Origin of the sequence: Aromatoleum evansii, from assembly GCF_012910805.1 — a bacterium.
Classification (GTDB): domain Bacteria; phylum Pseudomonadota; class Gammaproteobacteria; order Burkholderiales; family Rhodocyclaceae; genus Aromatoleum; species Aromatoleum evansii.
In genome coordinates, this window is record NZ_WTVK01000018.1 from 70,241 (window position 1) to 87,889 (window position 17,649).

Here is a 17,649-nt window from a genome sequence, read left to right on the forward strand (position 1 = left end):
GGGTCATGCCCCGAGGTCATAAAACAGCACAGCGCGCGGCCGGCGCAATACGTCGATCGCAAACAGTACCGACGGAGGTCGCTTCGGGAACACAAGTGGTCGCCGGCTTGTTCCTGTGCGACATGCAGGACCGGCAGGCGCACCCCGACGGAGCGCGCGCACCGGAATCGTGCGCGATGGGGTCGTTTCACCTTGCCCTCGCTCCCTTCGCATGGCACCTTTCACATCCGAAGAACCTCTCGGCCCGCCGGATCGGTCCGCCCTCCAGCCTCCGCCCCCGGCATATCGTCCGCGGCGCCGCGCCAAGAAAATGCTTGCACACACCCTTCCGATCGCCACACTGATGAGCGGCGTAGCCCTGCTGCTGATCGGCAACGGCCTGCTCGGCACCCTCGTGGCCGTCCGCGGCAACGACGCCGGATTCACGGATGCCTTCCTCGGCCTTCTCGGCTCGGGCTACTTCGCCGGCTACCTCGTCGGCAGCCTCCTCGCGCGTCCCTTCATCCAGCGCGTCGGCCACATCCGCGCGTTCGCCTTCTTCGCGGTGGGCATCGCGGGCGTCGCGCTGCTGCACGGCCTGTTCGTATCGCCCATCGTGTGGGTCGCGCTGCGGGTGCTCGCAGGCGCGGCCATCGTCGCGCTGTACATGCTGATCGAGAGCTGGCTCAACGACCAGACACCCCAGGCACTGCGCGGGCGCATCTTCGCGATCTACATGGTCGTGAACCAGCTCTCGCTCGCCGCCGCGCAGCAACTCCTGCGCTTCGATTCCGCCGACGGACTGGCCCTGTTCATGGCCTCGGCGCTGTTCGTGTGCCTCGCGGTGATGCCGGTCACCTCGACCCGGCTGACGCAGCCGACCCCGCATCGCGCGGCCTCGTATCCCTTGCTGCGCATCGTCCGCGAGATCCCCGTCGCAGCGGCGGGCGCCTTCTTCACGGGCACCGCGCTCGGGGCGTTCTGGAGCATGGGCCCGGTCTACGCCGCGCGCGCGGGTGCCGGCGAACAATGGGTTCCCCTGTTCATGAGCGCAGGCATCCTGGGTGGCGCGCTGCTGCAATGGCCGCTCGGCGTGCTCTCCGACCGCATCGACCGCCGCAAGGCCCTGGCGATCGCCGCCGCACTCGCCACCGTCTCCGCCCTGCCCCTGCTCGTGCCCGGTCTCGGCCAGGGCGTTGCGGTCGCGGCCATCGCGCTCTTCGGCGGCTTCGGCTTCGCGATCTACCCGATGGCCGTGGCCCACCTGGTCGACCACCTCCCCGCAGACAACATCGTCGCCGGATCGAGCGCCGTGCTCCTGCTGCACGGTATCGGCGCGGCCATCGGGCCGATGGCCGTCGGCCTGGCAATGGGCTGGATCGGCTCGTCGGCGCTACCGCTGTACTTGATCGTCGTGCACGCGCTGCTCGCGCTCGTCGCCTGGACGGCGGCCCGTCGGCAACCGGACGAGATCCTCGAACATGCCCACTTCGTGCCGATGATGCGGACCTCGGCCACCGTGCTCGAGATCATGCCCACGCCCGAACACCCTGCGAAGCCCGGCACGCAGGACTCTGCCGCGCCCACTCCTCGCCCCGGGGAAACCTGAGCGCGCTGCCCGGAATTCCACCGCGGCGCAGCAATGTTCCCTTTGCGACCTTCGCGATTCTTCCTGCGCCGCATCTATTGAAGCCGATCCGGCACTGCTGTTTCATCTGACCGCACCCGGACGCAATCGGGCAATTCAATTCACCCCGTCTTGTCGCGTCCCGATTCGCCCGGGTTGCGTGCACTGATTCGACACGGAAATTCGATCGAGCCCGCCATCGGCGTAACCGGGAAAAGACGCCGATAAATACCGGGAGCTATTCCCTCGCGTGCTTGCTCGAGATCATTTGAAAAATACATAAAAAAATCACCATCAAGGAAGGAGATAGGTCAATGAAGTTTCTCAAGCGTGCGAGGTCAGCGCCCCTTGCAGTGGCGGGCGCCTGCCTGTTCATGTCGGCATCGGCGGCGGTTGCCCAGGTTGCCGAATCCCCGCTGAAATTCGACGGTGCCGTGCGGATCAGGGCCGAGCACCTGGACTGGAATCCGGATCGAAAAGGGACGCTCGAATTCGACACGATCCGTCTCGGCTACACCTACGACGACGGCCGCTTCATTTCGTCGGGCCGCCAGCGTTATTACCATTACTCGACCCGTCAGACGGGCGCCGACGAAGGCGCCAGCATCCTGATGAACGAATACCTGTGGGCGGGCATGCGCTTCCAGGACAAGAGCGAAATCCGCGTCGGCCAGGATCTCGTGCCCTTCGGCCTGGTGCGCTACGCGTCGCACAACTTCTTCGAATCCATGGCGTACTACGCCGGCTTCGAGGACACCTTCGCGCTCGGCGTGAAGTACCTGCGCAAGGACGGCGGCTTGAGCACGATGCTGGGCTTCTTCCCGTCCGACGGGGGCCACATGCTGGGCGCGGCCGACAACATGTCGGTGCTCGACGGCTATGATTCGCTGCGCTTCAGCAACCACCTGATGAAGACCTACGGGCGGGAAGAGCGCAATACCTTCGTCGGCCGTCTCGCCTACGACTTCGAATTCGGCGGCGGCAAATCGGAATTCGGCGTTTCCGCGATGACGGGCCAGCTCGCGGCAACAGCGTCCGAATTGTCCAGCGGCCGGCGCAATGCGCAGGCGATCCATTACTCGGGCGAATTCGGCAATTTCGGCGTCAAGCTCCAGACCATCCGCTATCGCAACAGCTTCTCCGGCAATGGTTCGGTCGACGGCAACTGGTGGTCCGCGTGCGACAACGACTGCGTGATCATCGGCTCCTACGGCTTCACCAACCGCATGGCGGCGAAAGGCAATATCGACGTCGTGAGCCTGAGCTACAAGATTCCCGGTTCCATCGGGCCTTTCAGCAATTTCCGCGTCTATAACGACTGGAGCCAACTGCGCAAATCCGCCTCGGGCTATTCGCGCAGCGTGCAGAACGTGACCGGCGTGGAATTCGGCAGCGGTGGCTGGTGGATCATGCTCGACTACGCCTACGGCAAGAATCAGCCCTACCTCTCGCCGGTGTTCGGCGATGCCCTGGCGGCCGGCGGAAGCTCCAACACCTCCGGAAGGCGTTTCAACGCCAGTATCGGCTACTACTTCTGATCACGCCCGAGCGGCCGGAGAACGGGCCGGCAGTGCGGAAACGGGCTCACGTCCGTTTCCGCATGTTCGTTCGCCCCCGGAACGCGATGGCCCAAATCGGCGATCGCTCCATCCGCGGCCGAACGGTGCCACGTGCGTCTCCCCGCTAGAATTGAAACGACTGCCGCGTGAATTGCAGCGGCTATTTCTCGGCACCCCAAATTGGTGCGTATTCGCCCCATCTTGTCGCGCTTTTTTCACTGCGCCCACAATGACCATTTTTGACTGCATCCGGTCGTGGACTGACAAGTGCCGGCGAATCCCAGCACCAACAATATGCCTGCATTTGGGGGAGTACGTATTTCTCCGGGAAACAAATATTAACCGGCGAACCGCAACTACCGAGATCTGAGGAGATAACTACATGAGCGTCAGTCATAGCCTGGCCCTGGAGCCAGGCATCGACAACAAGCAGTTATGGGGCATGGATTTTCATAATCCCGTGTTCCCGATTTCCGCCGGTTTTACCCTGCTCTTCATCCTTTACGCACTGTTCGATCCGGCGACGGCGAGCGCCCAGATGGTCGCCGCACGGACGTGGGCGATCGAACATTTCGACTGGCTGTTCATGTTTGCCGGCAACGCGTTCGTGCTGTTCTGCTTCGCGCTGATCCTGCTGCCGGTCGGCAAGGTCAGGCTCGGGGGGGCCACGGCACGGCCCGAGTACTCGACCATGTCGTGGTTCGCGATGCTGTTCGCCGCGGGCATGGGGATCGGACTGATGTTCTGGAGCGTCGCCGAACCCGTTGCCTATTACACGGACTGGTACGGCACCCCCCTCAACGCGCCGGCGAGAACGCCGGAAGGCGCAAGCGCAGCGATGGGCGCCACCATGTTCCACTGGGGCCTGCACCCGTGGGCGATTTATGCCGTCGTGGCGGTCGCGATCGGCTTCTTCACGTTCAACATGGGATTGCCGCTGTCGCTGCGGGCCGCGTTCTTCCCGCTGCTCGGCAACAAGGTGCGCGGCTGGCCCGGCCACCTCATCGACATTCTCGCAGTGCTGGCGACCATATTCGGACTCGCCACCTCGCTCGGACTCGGTGCGACTCAGGCAGCCAGCGGTCTTAATTTCCTGACCGGAGCCGAAAATTCGATCGACCTGCAGATCTGGATCATCGTCGTCGTGAGCTGCATCACCGTGCTGTCCGTGTGGCGCGGGATCGACGGAGGCGTGAAGCTCCTCAGCAATATCAACATGGTCCTGGCGACCACCCTGATGGTGTTCGTCGCCTTCGCGGGCGGCATCGTCGCGTATTTCGGCTGGCTCGGCACCACGGCCTCCGACTACGCCTCACATCTGTTCCAGCTATCGAACTGGATCGGTCGTGAGGACGACAAGTGGCTCCACGGATGGACGGTCTTCTACTGGGCCTGGTGGATCTCCTGGTCGCCCTTCGTGGGGATCTTCATTGCGCGCATCTCCAAGGGCCGCACGGTCCGTGCGATGGTGACCGCGGTCCTGATCGTCCCGACCCTGGTCACCTTGCTCTGGATGACCGCCTTCGGCGGTAACGCGCTGGCGCAGACGACCGGGGGAATCGGCGAACTGGCCAAGGGGATCAGCGATGTGTCACTGCCCCTTTTCCAGATGCTCGCGAACATGCCCCTGAGCTCGGTCACCTCCCTGCTTGCGGTGATGCTCGTTCTGGTGTTCTTCGTGACCTCTGCGGATTCCGGGGCACTGGTGATCGACTGCATCACGGCCGGCGGAAAGGTCGATGCTCCGCGCCGGCAGAAGGTGCTTTGGGCCTGCCTCGTCGGCGTGATCGCTGCGATCCTGCTGTCGGCGGGCGGCACCGATGCGCTCAACGCCTTGCAAGCCGGAGCCGTCACCGCCGGCCTGCCCTTCACCGTCGTGTTGCTAGTGATGCTGATCGGCCTTTACAAGGCACTGCACGAGTGCCACTACGCCTGAGTGCAAACGGCCGTCCAACCGACGGCTGTTCTTCGTGACGGGTGCGGCAGGCAGCCGCGGCCGTCACGAATCAGGCTATCGCGGCAGGCGCGCGCCGCTATCCCCTGAGCCGCCATCTCCCGAACTGCCGGCCCCGTCTGGCGCAAATCGCTAATCGCGGGTCGCTTCGTGCCATGTCAGCACACCCTGTCCCTCCGCATACTGGCAGCGTGATGTGTTCCGAACAACATGATGGAGAGCGAGACAATGAGTACCACCGAAACCCGCCGGCGCGGCGGTCGCAGCGGAAGCGAGGCGCGCCGGGCGGCCCGGTCACGCGGGCAAGGGATGAGCGTCCCGTACGTCACCCGCAAGGTTCCCTTCTATGAAGTGCTCAACGAGGAAGGGCTCGCGATCATCGAGCACAACGCCGACACCATCCTGGAGGAGATCGGCATCGACTTCCGCGACGACGCGGAGGCACTGCAGATCTGGCGCGACGCGGGGGCCGACGTGCAGGGCGAGCGGGTGCGCATGCCGCGCGGCATGTGCCGCAAGCTGATCCAGGAGAACGCACCGCGCGAATTCACTCAGATCGCCCGCAACCCCGAACGCAGCGTACGCATCGGCGGCCCCAACACGGTCTTCGTGCCCGCCTATGGCTGCCCCTTCATCCACAACCTCGACGACGGGCGTCGCTACGGCACCATCGAGGACTTCCGCAACTTCGTCAAGCTCGCCTACCTGTCGCCCAGCCTCCATCACTCCGGGGGCACGATCTGCGAGCCGGTCGACCTGCCGGTCAACAAGCGGCATTTCGACATGGTCTACAGCCACATGAAGTACTCGGACAAGTGCTTCATGGGCTCCGTCACCCACCCCGAGCGCGCGCAGGACACGGTCGAGATGGCCAGGATCCTGTTCGGCGACCAGTGGATCGACCCGGAGACAGGCAAGCCGCGCACCGCCGTGATCAACCTGATCAACGCCAATTCGCCGATGACCTTCGACGATACGATGCTGGGCGCGGCCAAGGTCTATGCACGGAACAACCAGGCCTGCGTGGTCACACCCTTCATCCTCGCCGGCGCGATGTCGCCGGTGACGGTCGCCGGCACTGCCGCGCAGACGCTGGCCGAAGCGATGGCCGGCATGGCCTTCGTCCAGCTCGTCAATCCGGGCGCGCCGGTGGTGTTCGGCAGCTTCGCAAGTTCGATGTCGATGCAATCGGGCGCACCGACCTTCGGCACGCCCGAACCCGCCCTGGTGCTGTACGTGATGGCGAACCTCGCGCGCCGCCTCGGTGTGCCCTTCCGTTCCGGAGGCTCGCTGACCGCCTCGAAGATCCCCGACGCGCAGGCGGCATCCGAGAGCGCCAACACGCTGCTGCCGACCGCGCTGGCCGGGGTGAACTTCGCGCTGCACACCGCGGGCTGGCTTGAAGGCGGCCTCGCGATGGGCTACGAGAAGTTCATCATGGACGCCGACCAGGCCGGCATGATGCAGACCCTGATGGGTGGCGTCGATCTCTCGGAAAACGGCCAGGCGATGGATGCGATCCGCGAAGTCGGTCCGGGCAAGCACTTCCTCGGCTGCGCCCATACCCAGGCGAACTTCGAGAATGCCTTCTACCGCTCGCCCATTGCCGACAACAACAGCTTCGAGCAATGGGACGCCGAGGGCCGCCTCGACATGGCACAGCGCGCCAACGCACGCTGGAAGAAAATGCTCGCCGAGTACGAGGCGCCCGAACTGGATCCCGCCGTCGACGAGGAACTGCAGGCCTACATGCGCCGACGCAAGGAGTCCTTCCCGGACTCGAACACCTGAACGACATTCGGGCACCCATGAAAAAGGCCGGTTTGACCCGGCCTTTTTTGCATCTGCGCGATCCTGTGAAGCTCAAAGGGCGAGATTGAACACCGTCTCGGTCCCCTCGTCCCAGCCGTCCCACAGATAGTCGTCGGCCTTGCCGTCGGCGATCAGGCGCAGGGAATAATTGACCTGCTCCTTGTAGAAGTCGCAGAAGGCGCCGATCTTGTCCATCCCGCCGTTCATTTCGTGGGCCTCCGCGGGGCACGGCGAGCCGCAGAAATGGCGGATCGCACAGTCGCCACAGGGGCTGAACTTGTCCACGTCACGCCCCGTCACCGTCTTGAAGGCTTCGGACTCCAGCGCCGCCTCGACACCGCCATCGACCAGCAATGAACCGCCGTTGAAGCGCGGCAGGCCGATGAACTCGCTGCAGGGGTAGAGGCTGCCGTCGGCCGCCAGCGCGAAGAATGCGCGACCGCCGCCGCAGGGCGAAATGTCGCACATCAGCCGTCGCGCGGTCGGCGCCAGGATGCCGATCAGGATATTGGCGAAGTTGGCCACCACGAGCTTGCGCCCCGTCTCCCGATACAACTCATGACTGCGGTCGAGCGCGGCAAAGAAGGCCTTGGCCATCTCGCCGTCCGCCGGCTTCACTCCCCGCGCCCCGGGCAAGGTACAGCGCAAGGTGTTGAGCATGCAGGTCGGCACCTCGTTCGCATGGAACAGCTCGACCATGGAAGTGAGGTAAGGCAGGTTCTCGGTGGTGCAGGTGGTGATGACGCTCCACGAGCCATAGCCCTTCAGCTTCGCCATCGCGGCGAGCACCTTCTCATGCACGCTCTTGCCGCCCCAGGTGCGGCGGGTGGCATCGGTAATGCCCGCCACCGGGCCGTCCAGGGAAAGGCCGATGCTCACATTGCGGCTGGTCAGGAATTCGACCGCGGCATCGTCGAGCAGGGTGCCGTTGGTCTGCACCCCGAAGGCGAAATCGTCGGCGAACTCGCTGATGGCAGCGAACACGGCGGCCTGGTTCATCAGCGGTTCCGCGCCGTGGAAGATCGCGCGCGGCTTCCTGCCCTCGGGCATGACCGAGCGGAAATAATCACGCAGCCGCCCCAGGGATGCGACCAGGGTCTCGACCGGCATGTGCTGCCCGGTCTTGCGCTGGCTGCCCGGGAGATAGCAGTAGGTGCAATCGAGATTGCAGCGCTCGGTCGGATTGAGATAGACGCCGGAAGGCTTCAACTCGAAGCGCAAGGCATGCAGTTCGCGCCCGAAGGCTTCCGCCTGCCCACGATAGGCCTCCAGCAGCGGACCGTCGGACAGGGACTCGGCCAGGCGGCTCTTGTCCACCAGCGCCCAGAAGGCGGTCCTGGGGTCGGTGACCGCCGCATAGACGTCGTGGCCGATGTCCACGGGGATCAAGGCCGGGCCCGCCAGGGCCCGGCTCGGGAGGGCGGCCGTCACTTGGCGGCCTTCCTATCCATCAGCACATAGTGCGACAGACCGATGCCGTCCGGGTTGCAGCTCTTGCGGATGGCGATGGTCGGAGCGGCCTTCTGCGCGGGGGCTGCGTTCTGGGTCTGGGCTTGGGTTTGAACAGTGTGGGTCATGATCCATTCCTCGAGATAGAAAAACAAAAAGGGCTCCGGCTGACGGCACGCTTTGAGCATGCAGTCAGCCGGAGCCCTTGCCTTGGCTCCAGATCGGTTCGACACGTCTTCTGGCTACCGGATCAGCCGGATCGCTGCGCCTTCCCGCCGGGGTTGTCCCCGTCAGTGGCTGGTCTCTTCAACCTGGCAGCGGCCGTCCCCGGATACAGCGGCGGGCCCGCCACGGATTCTCACCGTGTTCCGTTTCGTCGAACCGAAAGGAACCGGAATTTTTGCCTATTCGGGCGGCATCGGTCAACAGTCTTCGCCGCCGGGATCGAAACGCCCCGATACGCGTCTGCGCACCATTCGTGCCGCACGTCGACACCCCCATCCCCGGCCGCCGAACTTCGCGTCGCGGCACAGCCACAGGGGCTCCGGCACCGCGATGCCGGCGGCGTGGGCCGCCCTATCGTGACTCCAGCCAGCGCTCGCGCAGTTCGGCGAGCGCCTCCTCGTCCAGGCCGGCCCGGGCCCTCAGGTAGCCCTGCATCGATCCGTAGCGTTCATTCACGGTATCCAGGGCCGCACGCAGATACTCGGGGCGGGCGTCGAGTATCGCGTCGATCATTTCCTCGGTCGGATCCCGATCGGTAATGCGGCGGATGATCCGTGCCGTCGCTGCGCGGCGTTCTCCATCCGCCAATTCACGAACGCGCGTCGAAAGCAGGTAATCCGCCATCACGGCCTCATCCGCGACGCCGAGCGCATGCAGGATCACCGCGACGGTGAAGCCGGTGCGGTCCTTGCCGACGACGCAATGCACGAGCACCGGCACTTCGTCCTCGCGAAAGAGCCGGAACAGCGTCGACAGGTGCGGAGCGAGCGCCTCGGGAAACTGGCGGTACATCTGCCGCATCATTTCCACCGCGCCCTCGGCACCGTGGCGCGTGCGCAGCGGCTCGACCAGTTCGGGGTTGGATCGCACATCGCCGACGAGCTCGATGGGGATCTGCCTCATCCCCTGCTCCGGCAGGCTGTTGGGGAACCGGTTGCGCTCCGAGGCCGTGCGCAGGTCGCACACCGTCTTCACGCCGAACGAGGCGAGCAGATCCCAGTCCGTCGGTTGCAGGCGATCGAGCTGGTCCGAGCGCAGCACCACATGTCCCGCGATGCGGCGTCCGTCCTTCGTCGGCAGGCCTGCCAGGCTGCGAAAATTCAATGTGCCGCTCAGTTGCCGGTGCAATCTTGTCCCCTTCCCTGTCCCCGCTTTGTTCGACCGGAGCTGTTTCCGCTCCCTTGCCCGTACGCGAAGGCAGTATCCCGCGTTACCCGCCCGCGACACCTCTGCCGGAAGCTGCGATGGCCCGATACGGACGGAGCAAGGATGCCTGCGCCAGGCGCCAATTCTGCTCAATTCGACGCGGCACTGCCAGCAGTACGGGATGGCGTTTGACGGGGCCATGTCGCCGTTGACTGCCGAACTGTCCGTGCAGGAACGACCACCATTGCCCTGAACCCGTCGAGACGACCGACTCGCCGAGGGTGCGTTCGCCCCCTGCTCCGGGCGGCGCATGGGAAACCGGCGTTTCAGTGCCTCTTGCCCTGCGTGCTCGCCGCCAGGGCGGTCGCCTGCCTCACGATCACGACGGCGACTGCGGCGAGCGTCGCGAGCACCCAGTCCAGCGACACGTGGCTGGCGATGCGGCCGAGGATCACCGGGCCGAGCAGTCCTCCGAGCGCGCCGAGTCCGGCGATCAGGGCAAGCGCCTCGCCGCCCATGCGGCCCGCGACCGAGAAGATCACCGGCGCGGCGGCGGCGAGCCCCAGGCCGGTGACGGCGAAGGCGAGCAAGGTGACGGGCAGCTCGTGCAGCCAGGCCGCCAGCGCGAGGGAGAGCGCACATGCGATCGCGCCCGTGCGGACGATGCGCAGCGCGCCATGACGCGTGACGAGCGCGTCCGAGAAGAGCCGCCCCACCGCCATCGCCCCGGAGAAGAGCGCGAGGCCGATGCCGGACAGGCTTTCGTTCGCCTTCAGGCTCTGGTTGAGATACACCGACGCCCAGCCCATGACGCCGCTTTCGAGCACCGTGCACCAGCAAAACAGCATGCCCAGCCCGAGCCAGGACTCGGGGGCGTGATGCACGGCGACGGGCGCGGCCGATCGGGCCGCCGCGGCCTCCAGCGTGGCCGCCGCGGCGCGGTGGATGAGCGCGGAGGCGAGGCCGACCGCGGCCATGTGCAGCGGCAGGCTGACGGAAAGCGCCGCGAGCAGGCTGCTGAGGAAGGCCGACAGCACGCTGCCGATGAAGAAGGTCGCGTGCAGGCGGCCCATCATCCGTGTGCCGCGCCGCAGTTCCCAGTCGGACGCCTGCTGGTTGATGGCGACGCTGACGCCGTTGTAGATCACGCCCTGGGCGAAGAGACCGGCGAGCAGCCCGGGCACGCCGGGTAGCCAGGGGATGGCCGCCAGCACGACGCCGCCGGCCGTGCCGAAGCGGAGCAGCATCCCGCGGCTGCCCCAGCGCGCAAGCAGCCAGCGGTTGAGCGGATAGGCCAGCACGCCGCCGAGGCCGGTGGCGAACAGCGCCCAGCCCCACTCGGCGTTGTCCAGGTTCCAGCGATGATAGAACTCCGGCTGGCGCGTCATCAGGACGCTGCCGACACCGCCCAGCACGGCAAAACCGGTCACCAGCGCCCACAGGGGGCCGGCGGGGAACTTCAGCATGATGTCCTCGTAACGGGGAGACGGCGCAAACGGAGGTTGGATGGTTCAGTCGGCCGGATACGCGTCGAGGCCGAAACGCTCGATGAAGGCGCGCACGACGCCGTTGGTCCAGCCGAAGCCGTCCTGCACCGGATACTCGCCACCACCGGCGTCGAGCGACATGTCGCATACGTCGTACTTTTCCATCAGCTTGCCGGTGCGGCGCCATACGCGGTCGGCGAGATCCACGAAGCGCGTCGCGATCTCGCGCGCGAGTTCGTCGTGACCGTAGTCGAGCAGCCCCTGCACCGTCACCCACTGCAGCGGCGCCCAGCCGTTGGGCGAATCCCATTGTTCGTGCGAGTCGGCCAGTGTCGTGACGACTCCGCCGGGGCGCAGGAAACATTCCGCGATATTGCGGGCGACGCGTCCGGCTTGCGCCTCATCCGCGACGCCACAGTACAGGGGAAACACGCCGGCCAGCGACCAGTACCCGCTCTGGCCTTCCTCGCGCCACGACCAGTCGAAGAACCAGCCGTGTTCCTCGTTCCAGCAGTGCTTCACGGCGGCCACGCGCCGTCGCTCGGCGGCGAGGCGGTAGTCGACGGCGCGGGGTTCGTCGAGCCGGGCGAGCCAGTCGCCGAGCATGCGTTCGATGCGGAACAGCAGGCAGTTGAGGTCGACCGGGATCAGTTCGGTCGTGCGAATGTCCTCGAGCCCGCCCTCCTCGCCGCACCAGCGGCTGCTGAAGTCCCAGCCGGACTCGGCACCCGCGCGCAGGTTGCGGTACAGCTCGTCGCGGCGTGCGGGCGCGGCGCGGGCGTACAGTTCGACGTCTTCGGCGTACGACTCCTCGCGCGGCGTGTTGCGGTCGTCCCAGTAGCGGTTCAGCACCGACCCGTCGCACAGGCGCACGACATGGCGATCGGGCATCGCGGCACCGCGATGAGGTGTCCGCGCGTGCGCCATCCACCAGGCGTATTCGCGCTCGAGTTGCGGCAGGTACGGCCGGATCGCGTCGAAACCCCGTTCGCGCTCGAGCAGGCGCAGCATGAAGCTGAACATCGGCGGCTGCGAGCGGCTGAGGAAATAGCTGCGGTTGCCGTTGGGGATGTGGCCGTGCGTGTCGATGAGCCAGGCGAAGTTGCGGATCATGCTGTCGAGGAGCTCGAAGCGTCGGGACGCGACCAGGCCCAGCATCGTAAAGTAGCTGTCCCAGTAGTAGATCTCGCGGAAGCGCCCGCCGGGCACGACGTAGGGGTACGGCAGCGGGATCAGCGAGCCGTGCGGCGCGTCGGCGCGGTCGGCGTCGCGCGTGAGCGTGGGCCAGAGGCGGTCGATGTGGGCGGCGAGCCCGGCGGCCGGGTCCGTGCCGCCGTCGGTCGCATTGCCTGCGGCCTGGGCGGGCGGCGCGAAATGGGTGCGCACGAAGTCATCGAGGACGCGGCGGAACTCGGACTCGATCGTTCCCGGATCAGCCAGCGGCACGCTGTCGGGAAAGGTCTTGGAGTCGTCGAAAAGGCGTGCGCGCTGCACCGCCTCGAACAGCGCGCCGGAGGTTTGCAGGAGGTGGTCGGTCACTTCAAATCCTATCGAGCGGACGACGACCGTCCGGGATTGGCCTAAGACGCCCAAAAGGATGTTCGTAGGGCGGATGAGCCGAAGGCGTTATCCGCCGCATCTGCCTTGAACAACGACATACGGCGGGATGCGCTTCGCCTTCCCGCCCTGCGAACTGTTATCAATGCAGCGCGTTGGTACGCGCCGGCTCGGCGAAGGTGATCGGCGGCGCGTCGACGCCGGGGATGCGGCTTGCACCGTTGCCCGCGGCGCGGCGCGCGAACGCCTTGCCCGATTCGTCGAACAGGTGGCAATGCTCCGGCGGCAGGCGGTAGCCGACTGTCTCGCCCGCAGCGATGTCGGAACGGCGCGAGTCGCGCACGACCCACGGTTCGCCGAGCTTGCCGCTGTCGAGGTAGTGGTAGGTCTCGTTGCCCATGTGCTCGACGAAGAGGACATCGGCGAGATTCGGCGCCTGGGCGACGCTGCCCCATTCGATGTGCTCGGGGCGGATGCCCAGCTTGACCTTGGTCCCTTCGGCGCTCGCGGGGGTCGCGATCGGCACGACGAGGTCCTTGCCGCTCCACAGGCGCACGACGCTATCGGCCTCGCCTGCGCGCACGAGCGTTGCGGGCATCAGGTTCATCTTCGGCGAGCCGATGAACTGCGCGACGAACTCGTTGGCGGGATGATCGTAGAGCTCCAGCGGCGTGCCGACCTGCTCGACGTTGCCGCGGTTGAGCACGACGATGCGCTGCGCGAGCGTCATCGCCTCGACCTGGTCGTGGGTGACGTAGATGATCGTGGACTTCAGCCGGCGGTGCAGCGCGGCGATCTCCATGCGCATCTGCACGCGCAGCGCGGCGTCGAGGTTGGACAGCGGCTCGTCGAAGAGGAAGAGCTTGGGTTCGCGGGCGATCGCGCGGCCGATCGCGACACGCTGGCGCTGGCCGCCGGAGAGATCCTTGGGCCGGCGCTGCAGTAGCGGTTCCAGTTGCAGGATGCGCGCCGCTTCCTCCACGCGGCGGGCGATCTCGTCCTTCGGCAGCTTCGCGAGCTGCAGGCTGAAGGCCATGTTTTCGTATACGTTCATGTGCGGGTACAGCGCGTAGGACTGGAACACCATGCCGATGCCGCGCTCGGAGGGCGTGTCGTCATTCACGCGCACGCCGTCGATGTACATGTCGCCGCCGGAGATGTCCTCCAGGCCGGCGATCATGCGCAACAGCGTGGATTTGCCGCAGCCGGAGGGGCCGACGATGACGACGAATTCGCCGCTATTCACCTGCAGGTCGATGCCCTTGATGACCTGGGCGGCCTCGCCGTAGCGCTTGTTGAGTTTGTCGAGAGTCAGTTGTGCCATGATCTTTGATCCTTGATGAGCGAGGCGGTCCACGGCGGGCACGCTGGTTTTCGTAGGGCGGGAGGAGCCGGAGGCGTATCCCGCCAATCAACCGCCGAGTGGCGGGATGCGCTGCGCTCCTCCCGCCCTACGGGGTGCTCCGATTGACACGTCATGGCTCACCCCTTCACTGCGCCGGCGGTCAGTCCGCTGACGATGCGTTTCTGGAAGATCAGCACCAGCGCGATGATCGGGATCGTCACGACTACCGACGCGGCCATGATGTGTCCCCACGGCAGTTCGTATTGTGAGGCGCCCTGCAGCATGCCGATGGCGACCGGCACGGTACGGTTCTCGTTGGAGATGATGAAGGTCAGCGCGAACATGAACTCGTTCCACGCGCCGATGAAGGCGAGCAGCCCCGTGGTCACGAGCGACGGCCCCATGATGGGCGCGAAGACCTTGGTGATGATCACCCACAGGCTCGCCCCATCCACGATCGCGGCTTCTTCCAGTTCCACCGGCAGCGAGCGCATGAAGGTCGTCAGCACCCACACCGTGAAGGGCAGCGAGAAGGTCGTGTAGGACAGGATCAGCGAGCCGATCGAGTCGTACAGGCCCATGAAGCGCACCAGCTCGAACATCCCCGACAGCACCGCGACCTGCGGGAACATCGACACGCACAGGATCGTGAAGAGGATGTACTTGCGCCCGCGGAAGCGTACCCGCGCCAGCGCGAAGGCGGCCGTGATCGACACCAGCAGGCAGATGCCGACCGTCACCGTGGCGACGAGCGCGGAGTTGAGCAGGCTGCGGCCGACTCCGTTCTCGCCGAGCGCATTGACGTAGTTCTCCCAGTGGAAGGTGGTCGGCAGGTAGTTCGTCAGGAACAGCTCCTGGCCGGTGCGCAGCGAGGTCAGGATCGCGTTGTAGAAGGGGAACACGCAGATCACGCCGACGACGAGCGCCGCCAGGTAGATCCAGAACTTCTTCCCCAACTCCCTTTGTTGTCGAGTGAGTTTCATTCCTTCGCCTCCTTGCCTTCGTGGCTGAAGCGGTTGATCCACAGGAAGCACGCGGCGATGCCCGCGACCATCATGAACACCAGCACCGAAGCGGCCGAACCGACGCCCATTTCCTGGAAGGAGATCATCTGCTCGCGGGCGTAGCCGGAGATCGAGATCGTCGCCTCGCTGTTGGAGGTCAGCACGTAGATCAGGTCGAACACGCGCAGCGCGTCCATCACGCGGAAGATCAGCGCGACGATCATCGCCGGCATGATCAGCGGCAGCGTGATGCGGCGGAAACGCTGCCAGGCGTTGGCGCCGTCGACGCGCGCCGCCTCGTAGAGGTCGGACGGGATCATCTGCAGCGCGGCGAGCAGCATCAGCGCCATGAAGGGCACCGTCTTCCAGACGTCGGCGATCACCACCGCCCACATCGACAGCGTCGGCTCGGCGATCCACGCGAGCGGCGTCTCGATCAACCCGAAGCGCAGCAAGAGGTCGTTCACCACGCCGTACTGGTCGTGGAACATCCAGCCCCACATCTTGGCCGTGACGATGGTCGGGATCGCCCAGGGCACGAGGATCGCAGCGCGCACGACGCCCTGGCCGCGGAACTTCTCGTTCATCAGCAGCGCGAGCAGCATGCCGAAGAAGAGCTCCAGCGACACGGAGCACGCCGTGAACCACAGCGTGTTGCCGACCGCCTGCCACCACAGCGGGTCGGCGAGCACGCCGAAGCTGTCGCCCTCGGCGAAGTCGAGGTAGTTCGCAAGCCCGACGAAGTTGTACTCCTCCGGGGTGTCCATGGCGGCGTCGGTGAAGCTGTAGAACAGCGTGCGCAACAGCGGCCAGCCGGCCACCGCAAACAGCAGGATCAGCGCCGGCGCGACCAGCAGCCAGGCGGCGCGGGCACGCCGCTGCTGCAGGCTGCGCTTCCTGCCCGGCGCACGCGCCGCCGGGGCCGGCGCGACCGCGGCCGAAGGCGGCAGGGTCTGGGAATTGTGACTCATCGTTGTTTCCTCCTGAGGTTCGGCAAACTGCCGCGCGGGCCGGGTCGGATCCGTAGGGCGGGAGGAGCGAAGCGCATCCCGCCGAACGGACGTCGCGTGTCGCCACACGCCGATTTGGCGGGATACGCCTTCGGCTCCTCCCGCCCTACAGACGTTCCGTCGCGTACCCTGAACTGCCGCGCGGCGGTGTCAGGCCGATATCCCGCTTACTTCCACTCGCGGCCCTTGATGCGCTTCAGCTTGTCCTCGAGGTCCGCCACCGCCTGCTCGCCCGTTGCCCGACCGCTCAGGACGTCGTAGCCGGCGTTGAACATCGCCTTCGAGACCTTCGGGAACTGCGCGCGCGTCGGGGTCGAGGGGCGCGGCACGGCGTTCGCGAACACGTCCTTGAACTCCGTGAGGTACGGCGCCTTGGCCTGCACTTCGGCGTCCTGGTAGGTGTCGATGCGCGCCGGCGGGATGCCCAGCAGCATGAAGGCGCGCTTTTGCGTGTCGGCTTCCGACAGGATGCGCACGAGCTTCACCGCCGCGTCGGGGGTCTTCGAGTACGCGCTCACGCCCCACTGCCAGCCGCCCAGCGTCGCCGCGTGCAGACCGTCGTCGCCGCCCTTGGGGATCGGGATGACGCCGACCTTGCCCTTCACCGGGCTGTTGTCCGCCTGCGTCAGCAGGTAGGCGTAGGGCCAGTTGCGCATGAAGAGCGCGTCGCCATTCTGGAACACCGCGCGCGATTCCTCTTCCTGGTAGCCCATCACGCCCTTCGGCGCGATCGAGCCGACCCAGCTTGCCGCGGCATTGAGCGCCTTGGCGGCCTTCGGGTTGTTGATCGTGACGTTGCCCGCGGCATCGACGAAGGTGCCGCCGTTGTAGGAGGCGACCCACTCCAGCACGTCGCACGACAGGCCCTCGTAGGCCTTGCCCTGGAACACGAAGCCCCAGAAGTTCTTCTGCCCGGCATCGCGCTCTGCCTTCTGGATCTTGGTCGCGATGCGGGTCAGGTCTTCCCAGGTCTTGGGCGGCTGCTCCTTGTGCTTGGCCAGCAGGTCCTTGCGGTAGTACATCATGCCGGCATCGACCTGGCCCGGCACGGCCTTGATGCGGCCATTGACGATGTTGTTCTTCCAGTTGTTCGGGAAGAAGGCCGGCTCCAGGTCCTTGACCTTGTCGGTGATGTCGAGGAGATGCTTGTCGAGCAGACCGGTCCAGATCACGTCGATCGACAGCACGTCGACCGCGTCGCCGTCCTTCGCGGCGAAGATCTGCTGGTACAGCGCGAGCTTCTCGTCGGTGGCGGCGGGCATCTCGACGAACTCGAGCTTGTGCGTCGTCTCGGCTTCGAAGCGCTGCTTGACGTGCTCGCAGAAGGGCTTCATCGCGCCGGATACGTTGCACGCCATCTTCAGCGTGGCTGCGTGGGCGGCGGGGATGGCGCCGAACAGCAGCACGGTCAGGGTGGTGGGAAGCAGTTTTTTCATGGGGTGTCTCCTCCGTTGTTTCGAGTTAGTTGATTTCCCGGCGGCCCGTTCGCTCTGAG

General features: G+C 65.9%; 13 protein-coding genes and 1 riboswitch. Of the genes, 4 read left to right on the top strand and 9 right to left on the bottom strand.

What is annotated here, in order from left to right; all coding sequences use genetic code 11:
- The first annotated feature begins 310 nt into the window (after positions 1–310).
- The 4 genes from GO615_RS11270 to GO615_RS11285 all read left to right on the top strand — a co-directional run bounded on the left by GO615_RS11270 (position 311) and on the right by GO615_RS11285 (position 6,910).
- Entirely contained in the window at positions 311–1,588 is a 1,278-nt protein-coding gene (locus tag GO615_RS11270; RefSeq protein ID WP_169127990.1) for an MFS transporter, read from the top strand.
- Between the two features lie 332 nt (positions 1,589–1,920).
- Entirely contained in the window at positions 1,921–3,144 is a 1,224-nt protein-coding gene (locus GO615_RS11275) for a hypothetical protein (protein ID WP_169127991.1), read from the top strand.
- Between the two features lie 403 nt (positions 3,145–3,547).
- A complete protein-coding gene (locus GO615_RS11280) occupies positions 3,548–5,101 on the top strand; it encodes a BCCT family transporter (protein ID WP_169127993.1) in 1,554 nt (517 codons plus the stop codon).
- A 246-nt stretch (positions 5,102–5,347) separates the two neighbouring features.
- On the top strand, positions 5,348–6,910 hold the full coding sequence (locus tag GO615_RS11285) for a trimethylamine methyltransferase family protein (protein WP_169127995.1): 1,563 nt from the start codon (positions 5,348–5,350) through the stop codon (positions 6,908–6,910).
- 72 nt (positions 6,911–6,982) lie between these two features.
- Here GO615_RS11285 and cbpB read toward each other — a convergent pair whose 3' ends face one another.
- The 9 genes from cbpB to GO615_RS11330 form a co-directional block, all read right to left on the bottom strand.
- Positions 6,983–8,362: a peptide-modifying radical SAM enzyme CbpB gene (gene cbpB, locus GO615_RS11290; protein WP_169127997.1), complete on the bottom strand. Its 1,380-nt coding sequence runs from the start codon at positions 8,360–8,362 to the stop codon at positions 6,983–6,985.
- Positions 8,359–8,508, bottom strand: a complete 150-nt coding sequence (cbpA, locus tag GO615_RS11295; RefSeq protein ID WP_169127999.1) for a modified peptide precursor CbpA — start codon at positions 8,506–8,508, stop codon at positions 8,359–8,361. Before cbpA ends, cbpB begins: the two co-directional genes overlap by 4 nt.
- A gap of 83 nt (positions 8,509–8,591) precedes the next feature.
- Positions 8,592–8,781: riboswitch (cobalamin riboswitch) on the bottom strand.
- Positions 8,782–8,956: 175 nt separating this feature from the next.
- Complete coding sequence (locus GO615_RS11300; RefSeq protein WP_339380006.1) at positions 8,957–10,063, bottom strand: tyrosine-protein phosphatase; 1,107 nt, start codon at positions 10,061–10,063, stop codon at positions 8,957–8,959.
- Positions 10,064–10,077: 14 nt separating this feature from the next.
- On the bottom strand, positions 10,078–11,217 hold the full coding sequence (locus tag GO615_RS11305; protein WP_169128003.1) for an MFS transporter: 1,140 nt from the start codon (positions 11,215–11,217) through the stop codon (positions 10,078–10,080).
- Positions 11,218–11,262: 45 nt separating this feature from the next.
- On the bottom strand, positions 11,263–12,777 hold the full coding sequence (gene treF, locus GO615_RS11310) for an alpha,alpha-trehalase TreF (protein WP_169128005.1): 1,515 nt from the start codon (positions 12,775–12,777) through the stop codon (positions 11,263–11,265).
- Positions 12,778–12,937: 160 nt separating this feature from the next.
- Positions 12,938–14,119 (bottom strand): ABC transporter ATP-binding protein, encoded by a 1,182-nt coding sequence (locus GO615_RS11315; RefSeq protein ID WP_169128007.1) that lies wholly within the window; start codon positions 14,117–14,119, stop codon positions 12,938–12,940.
- 158 nt (positions 14,120–14,277) lie between these two features.
- Positions 14,278–15,123: a carbohydrate ABC transporter permease gene (locus GO615_RS11320; protein WP_169128008.1), complete on the bottom strand. Its 846-nt coding sequence runs from the start codon at positions 15,121–15,123 to the stop codon at positions 14,278–14,280.
- Complete coding sequence (locus GO615_RS11325; RefSeq protein ID WP_169128009.1) at positions 15,120–16,115, bottom strand: carbohydrate ABC transporter permease; 996 nt, start codon at positions 16,113–16,115, stop codon at positions 15,120–15,122. Before GO615_RS11325 ends, GO615_RS11320 begins: the two co-directional genes overlap by 4 nt.
- 206 nt (positions 16,116–16,321) lie before the next feature.
- Positions 16,322–17,590, bottom strand: a complete 1,269-nt coding sequence (locus GO615_RS11330) for an ABC transporter substrate-binding protein (protein WP_169128010.1) — start codon at positions 17,588–17,590, stop codon at positions 16,322–16,324.
- Positions 17,591–17,649: the final 59 nt, after the last annotated feature.

Excerpts from the sequence above, each read along its gene's own strand:
- GO615_RS11270 (WP_169127990.1), top strand. The coding sequence starts at position 311 with ATGCTTGCACACACCCTTCCGATCGCCACACTGATGAGCGGCGTAGCC.
- GO615_RS11275 (WP_169127991.1), top strand. The coding sequence starts at position 1,921 with ATGAAGTTTCTCAAGCGTGCGAGGTCAGCGCCCCTTGCAGTGGCGGGC.
- GO615_RS11280 (WP_169127993.1), top strand. The coding sequence starts at position 3,548 with ATGAGCGTCAGTCATAGCCTGGCCCTGGAGCCAGGCATCGACAACAAG.
- GO615_RS11285 (WP_169127995.1), top strand. The coding sequence starts at position 5,348 with ATGAGTACCACCGAAACCCGCCGGCGCGGCGGTCGCAGCGGAAGCGAG.
- cbpA (WP_169127999.1), bottom strand. The coding sequence starts at position 8,508 with ATGACCCACACTGTTCAAACCCAAGCCCAGACCCAGAACGCAGCCCCC.
- GO615_RS11300 (WP_339380006.1), bottom strand. The coding sequence starts at position 10,063 with ATGCGCCGCCCGGAGCAGGGGGCGAACGCACCCTCGGCGAGTCGGTCG.
- GO615_RS11305 (WP_169128003.1), bottom strand. The coding sequence starts at position 11,217 with ATGCTGAAGTTCCCCGCCGGCCCCCTGTGGGCGCTGGTGACCGGTTTT.
- GO615_RS11315 (WP_169128007.1), bottom strand. The coding sequence starts at position 14,119 with ATGGCACAACTGACTCTCGACAAACTCAACAAGCGCTACGGCGAGGCC.
- GO615_RS11320 (WP_169128008.1), bottom strand. The coding sequence starts at position 15,123 with ATGAAACTCACTCGACAACAAAGGGAGTTGGGGAAGAAGTTCTGGATC.
- GO615_RS11325 (WP_169128009.1), bottom strand. The coding sequence starts at position 16,115 with ATGAGTCACAATTCCCAGACCCTGCCGCCTTCGGCCGCGGTCGCGCCG.
- GO615_RS11330 (WP_169128010.1), bottom strand. The coding sequence starts at position 17,590 with ATGAAAAAACTGCTTCCCACCACCCTGACCGTGCTGCTGTTCGGCGCC.